Annotated in this window: 3 protein-coding genes; all 3 read right to left on the minus strand. The window is 39.3% G+C overall.

Annotated features, from left to right (window positions below; all coding sequences use genetic code 11):
• Positions 1-3: 3 nt before the first annotated feature.
• The 3 genes from ACFVSH_RS23050 to ACFVSH_RS23060 all read right to left on the minus strand — a co-directional run bounded on the left by ACFVSH_RS23050 (position 4) and on the right by ACFVSH_RS23060 (position 4,575).
• Positions 4-1,284: an MFS transporter gene (locus tag ACFVSH_RS23050; protein WP_387598374.1), complete on the minus strand. Its 1,281-nt coding sequence runs from the start codon at positions 1,282-1,284 to the stop codon at positions 4-6.
• Between the two features lie 280 nt (positions 1,285-1,564).
• On the minus strand, positions 1,565-2,752 hold the full coding sequence (locus ACFVSH_RS23055) for a CaiB/BaiF CoA transferase family protein (RefSeq protein ID WP_387598372.1): 1,188 nt from the start codon (positions 2,750-2,752) through the stop codon (positions 1,565-1,567).
• A gap of 23 nt (positions 2,753-2,775) precedes the next feature.
• Positions 2,776-4,575, minus strand: coding sequence for an acyl-CoA dehydrogenase family protein (locus ACFVSH_RS23060; RefSeq protein WP_387708027.1), 1,800 nt, complete (start codon positions 4,573-4,575; stop codon positions 2,776-2,778).
• Positions 4,576-4,692 lie beyond the last annotated feature (117 nt).

Genomic DNA, 4,692 nt, shown 5'->3' on the forward strand with positions numbered 1-4,692 from the left:
AATTTATATAGTTTGATTCTCGTAAACGCTTTCTTTTTGCTTGGTTGCAGAATTTTCTTCCTTCCCAAATGGATCGTACATTTTTTCCCGAATAAACAGTGCAGGAATTAACGCTGATACCACATACGCAATAGCAAGTGTAGCCAATCCGAACCCAATTGAATAGGATTCCGCCATGATACCAATGAGAAATGGAGCCATAGCTGATCCGACTCGACCAACATTATATGATCCCCCTACAGCTGTACCACGAATATGTGCAGGAAAACTCTCAGCCATGTAAGTAGCATTAACCGCATAAGGTATACCATAGAGAAAACCTAGTAAAGTAAGTAACAGAATAATATTAGACGGTGAATTATAAAGATAAACGATTGGTAAGACAATAGCAGTAGAGAAACCACCAAATACAAACAGCGTTTTACGACCGTATCGATCTGCCAACCAACCTGCAATGATTTTACCTAAGATCGCCGCTGTATATGTCCCTACAATATACCCTGTCATTTTTTTGAAATCAAAACCTAAATCAGAAACAATATACGTCGGCAGCCAAGTACCAATGCCATAATAAGCAAATTGTAAGAAGGTCGCAGTAAGACCCCAAAATATAAAAATCTTTCTTGTTTTTGAATCTTTGAAAATCGCAGCCCACTCATTTTTCTTATTACCCCTGCCCATTTGTTTTTGAGCTTGAGCCCTTTCTTTCCACCCTTGAGGTTCAGGAATTTTGAATCTGATATAAATTGCCAATAGAACAGGTACAACAGCGATAAAATAAAGAGGCCTCCATCCGTATTCAGGCAAGATTGCACCAGCCAATAAAGCCGCAACTAAATATCCTAATGAATAAGCTGCTTGTAGTGTACCTAAGATCGTCGTCCTTTTTTTTGTAGGTACATATTCAGCCATGAGCATCGTAACGATAGTATATTCGGCCCCAATCCCGATAGCAGAAATGAAACGAATAACGATAAATTGTTCATACGTTTGGGCAAACCCAAGTAAACACGTTCCAATGGAGAATAGAACCATCATCCAGGTTGCCATTCTTACCCGGCCAAACCGGTCAGATAACCAACCGCCGCCGATTCCGCCAACGGCCATACCCACTAAGGACCATGTAGCGATGAGACCTGCATCTACTTTACCTATATTAAACTCTTCCATTAGACTAGGCATCGTGATAGATAGCATGATTAAGTCCATGCCATCTACCATAAGACCTAAAAAGCATGCGACGAATACCACAATCCAAGTCCGATCTGACGTACCATTATTCATACTAAGCCCCCTTGATTTTGGATTAACTACTTGTAACAATGGTAAACATCTATTCGATGTAAGCGCCATCAATTTGAAATTGAAAAGTCATCGGATGATAGGAATCTAATGAAGACTTTATTCATCACTGCTTCGTTTTCCCAAACTAATATTGTTCAATTAACATGGTATTAGCATCGATCGTATTATTATTAATTAGGGGATTTCTTTAAAGCTAACTATAGATATCTTACTCCAGATACCACCATTAACGAGATATCTAGATGCCGACTTAGTCATTTCAAATAACCTTATCTTCTATAAACGATTTAATTTCTTCTTTATCGTACCCTAATTCCATCAGTACTTCTTCAGTATGCTCCCCATGTAAAGGGGGATGCCTCTCGATTGTGACTGGTGTATCAGAGAGTTTTAATGGTGATCCCAAAAGTTTAACAATTCCAACTGAGGGATGTTCAACTTCCTGAATCATTTTCCTTTCAAGTACTTGTTCATCTATAAAAACTCTATCTAAAGTATTGATGGGGCCGCATGGAATATTGTTTTCTTGGAAAATTCCAAGCCATTCATCTGCTGTTTTTGTTAATATCACTTCTTGTAATATAGGAATTAACTCCTCCCTATATATGATTCTTGCATTAGCTGTTGCAAAACGCTCATCCTGGGGTAATTCCTCTGCATTTATTAATGAACAAAAACGCTGGAATTGTCTGTCGTTGCCTACTGCAATTATGATCTCTTTATCTTTTGTTTGAAAATTCTGATAGGGAACTAGTGTCGGGTGCTGATTTCCATATCGTTTAGGCAGATTTCCTGTATTTAAAAAACCTGTTCCTATATTCAGCAATGAAGCAACCATCGAGTCCATAAGGGAGATGTCACAATGCTGACCACGACCGGAATGATTCCTAGCCTCCAAAGCGGCTAATACACTAATGGTTGCATATAGTCCTGCATATAAATCGGCCATCGCAATCCCTGCTTTTACAGGTGCATCATCGGATGTGCCATTCACACTCATAAACCCACTCATTGCCTGAGCAAGAAAGTCATATCCAGGTAATAGTTTATACGGTCCTGTATGACCAAACCCTGTAATGGAGCAGTGAATTATTTTAGGGTTCAACTCTTTCAAGTCTTCATATCCCAGTCCTAACCGCTCCATCGTTCCTGTCTTAAAATTTTCTACGACAACATCAGATTCCTGGATGAGTTTTTTTATGATTTGAATTCCTTCTTTTGACTTTAAATTCACCGTTATGGCACGTTTATTTCGATTAACTGCCATATAATACAAACTGATATTTTCAATGTCCGGAGGAAACCATGTTCGTGTTTCATCAACGATATCCGGCCCTTCCACTTTAATAATATCTGCACCCAGATCTCCTAAAATACTTGTACAGACAGGTCCAGCCACCACTCGGCTTAGATCAAGTACTTTTATCCGGCTTAATGCTCCATTCATTGTTCTCTCCTCCCCTTTGACATTTAGAGTTTCACGGCCTGTTTTACATTTTCCAGCAAACCTTCTACCGCCCCTTTTGATACTTGGTCAAAGTCAACAATAGCATCAAACCATTTTAATAGTGATGAATCAAAGTAATTAAGTTCATCCAAGCCACTTGAAAGCAAATAACGATGGATATACTGTAAAGCCATGTATAATTTTCGATAGTTTTCTTGGGCTGTAATTTGTACTTCCGCTTCATTTAGCAGAAGACTGGCAGTGAATATATGATACATCCGGTTCATTAATTGTTTAGCAGGCAATTCCCTTTCTGGTCCATTCAGACTCATTATCCTCTTTGATTGCGATTCAACTTTTTTTGATATTTGCAGAAGAATCTTCCCAATCTGTTTAGTCAAAGAATTCGTAATCCCATCCAATCGATTGTAAAGGTCCTTAAAAAAGATTTCTCCTGCTTCATCTTTCACTAACGCTCTTACAACGTCTAAAGCAACAATATTCGTGGTGCCTTCCCAAATGGAACCCACATGAGCATCACGTACAAGTTTCGAATCTATCCAATCCTCGATATATCCATTTCCTCCCCTGGCCTCCATCCCTTCCGAGGTAGAATTTCTTGCACGTTTACAAATGAATCCTTTTAGCAATGGCGTCAAAATTCGTAATAGCTTTTCATCTTCCAGGTTCCCTTGATCGGAATTATCATAAACGGAAGCTGTGTAAAATGTGATGGACGCAGCTGCTTCGCAATCTAGCAATAGTTCAAAAAGAGTTTCTTTCATAAGGGGTTTTTCAGACAATGAGCTGCCAAATGCGACACGACCTTGAGCTGAAACGAGTGCTTCTAAAAAGCTTCTTCGCATCATCGCGCTAGAACGTACGGCGTTCGATAACCGTGAAGAATTCACCATTGACATCATTTGTTTAAAACCCTTTGTAATATCCCCTACGACATACGCAACGGCCCCTTCAAAAGTCACCTCACCAGAAGCCATATCGCGGGTCCCGAATTTATCTTTTAGGCGATTTACTTTGTAATTATTAAGAGATCCATCTGGCAGTTTCCTTGGCATTAAAAACATTCCAAGACCTTTAGTACCCTCGGGGGCGTCTTCAGGACGAGCCAAAACTAATGCTACATCTGCAGAAACATTGGAACAAAACCATTTATCACCCCAAATCTCCCAATGATCATCAACTTTCTTTGCTGTTACCGTATTTGCGCCAACGTCAGACCCGCCTTGTTTTTCGGTCATAAATTGGGCACCTGTCCATAATGTTTTCATATCAGTACTCGTCATACGAGACAAATAGGTTTCTTTTAAACCTTGATCACCAAATTTACTTAAGACCCTAGCGGCAGAGTCAGTCATGCTCATCGGGCAAGCCAAACCAAACTCGGATTGGACAAACAAATACCAAAATCCGTACTTTAACACGTGCGGTAGTTTAGTAGGAAATCCCAGCACAGGTTTATGAGACATAGCGACCAGTGCGAACTTCCCATATCCTAATGATTCCATCTCTTTATAGGACGGATGATAGGCAACTTCGTCTACTCGTTCCCCTTTTGCATCATAATTTATTAACTCGGGAGTATGCTTATCCGCCATCCGGGATAATTCATCAAGCCTTGTTCCGGCTATTTCCCCCAACTCCTTTAAGTGAGGAAGGGCCCGATTATAATTTTCTATAGAAAGATAATGCTTAAGTATAAAAGACAAATTTTGATCCTCTTCAAAAAAGTTTAATCCCTTTGTGTCGGGCATCGAACCAGAATAGGCTTTTCTTGAATTAGAGTTTATTAATTTCACGGACATATTAATCCCCCTTGTTTTCATTTTTAATAATTAATAAAGAATTTTTCCATTATCCCTCCTTTTACTTTTTTATACGGTTTACCGAATCAGGATCGTACAAGTTATTCATTTTTCAGG

Origin of the sequence: Peribacillus sp. NPDC058002 (assembly GCF_042886655.1) — a bacterium.
GTDB classification, from domain to species: Bacteria; Bacillota; Bacilli; order Bacillales; family DSM-1321; genus Peribacillus; species Peribacillus aracenensis.

What these genes read in the sequence shown, in the direction of transcription:
- ACFVSH_RS23050 (WP_387598374.1), bottom strand. Translation starts at nt 1,284, where the DNA reads ATGAATAATGGTACGTCAGATCGGACTTGGATTGTGGTATTCGTCGCA.
- ACFVSH_RS23060 (WP_387708027.1), bottom strand. Translation starts at nt 4,575, where the DNA reads ATGTCCGTGAAATTAATAAACTCTAATTCAAGAAAAGCCTATTCTGGT.
- ACFVSH_RS23055 (WP_387598372.1), bottom strand. Translation starts at nt 2,752, where the DNA reads ATGAATGGAGCATTAAGCCGGATAAAAGTACTTGATCTAAGCCGAGTG.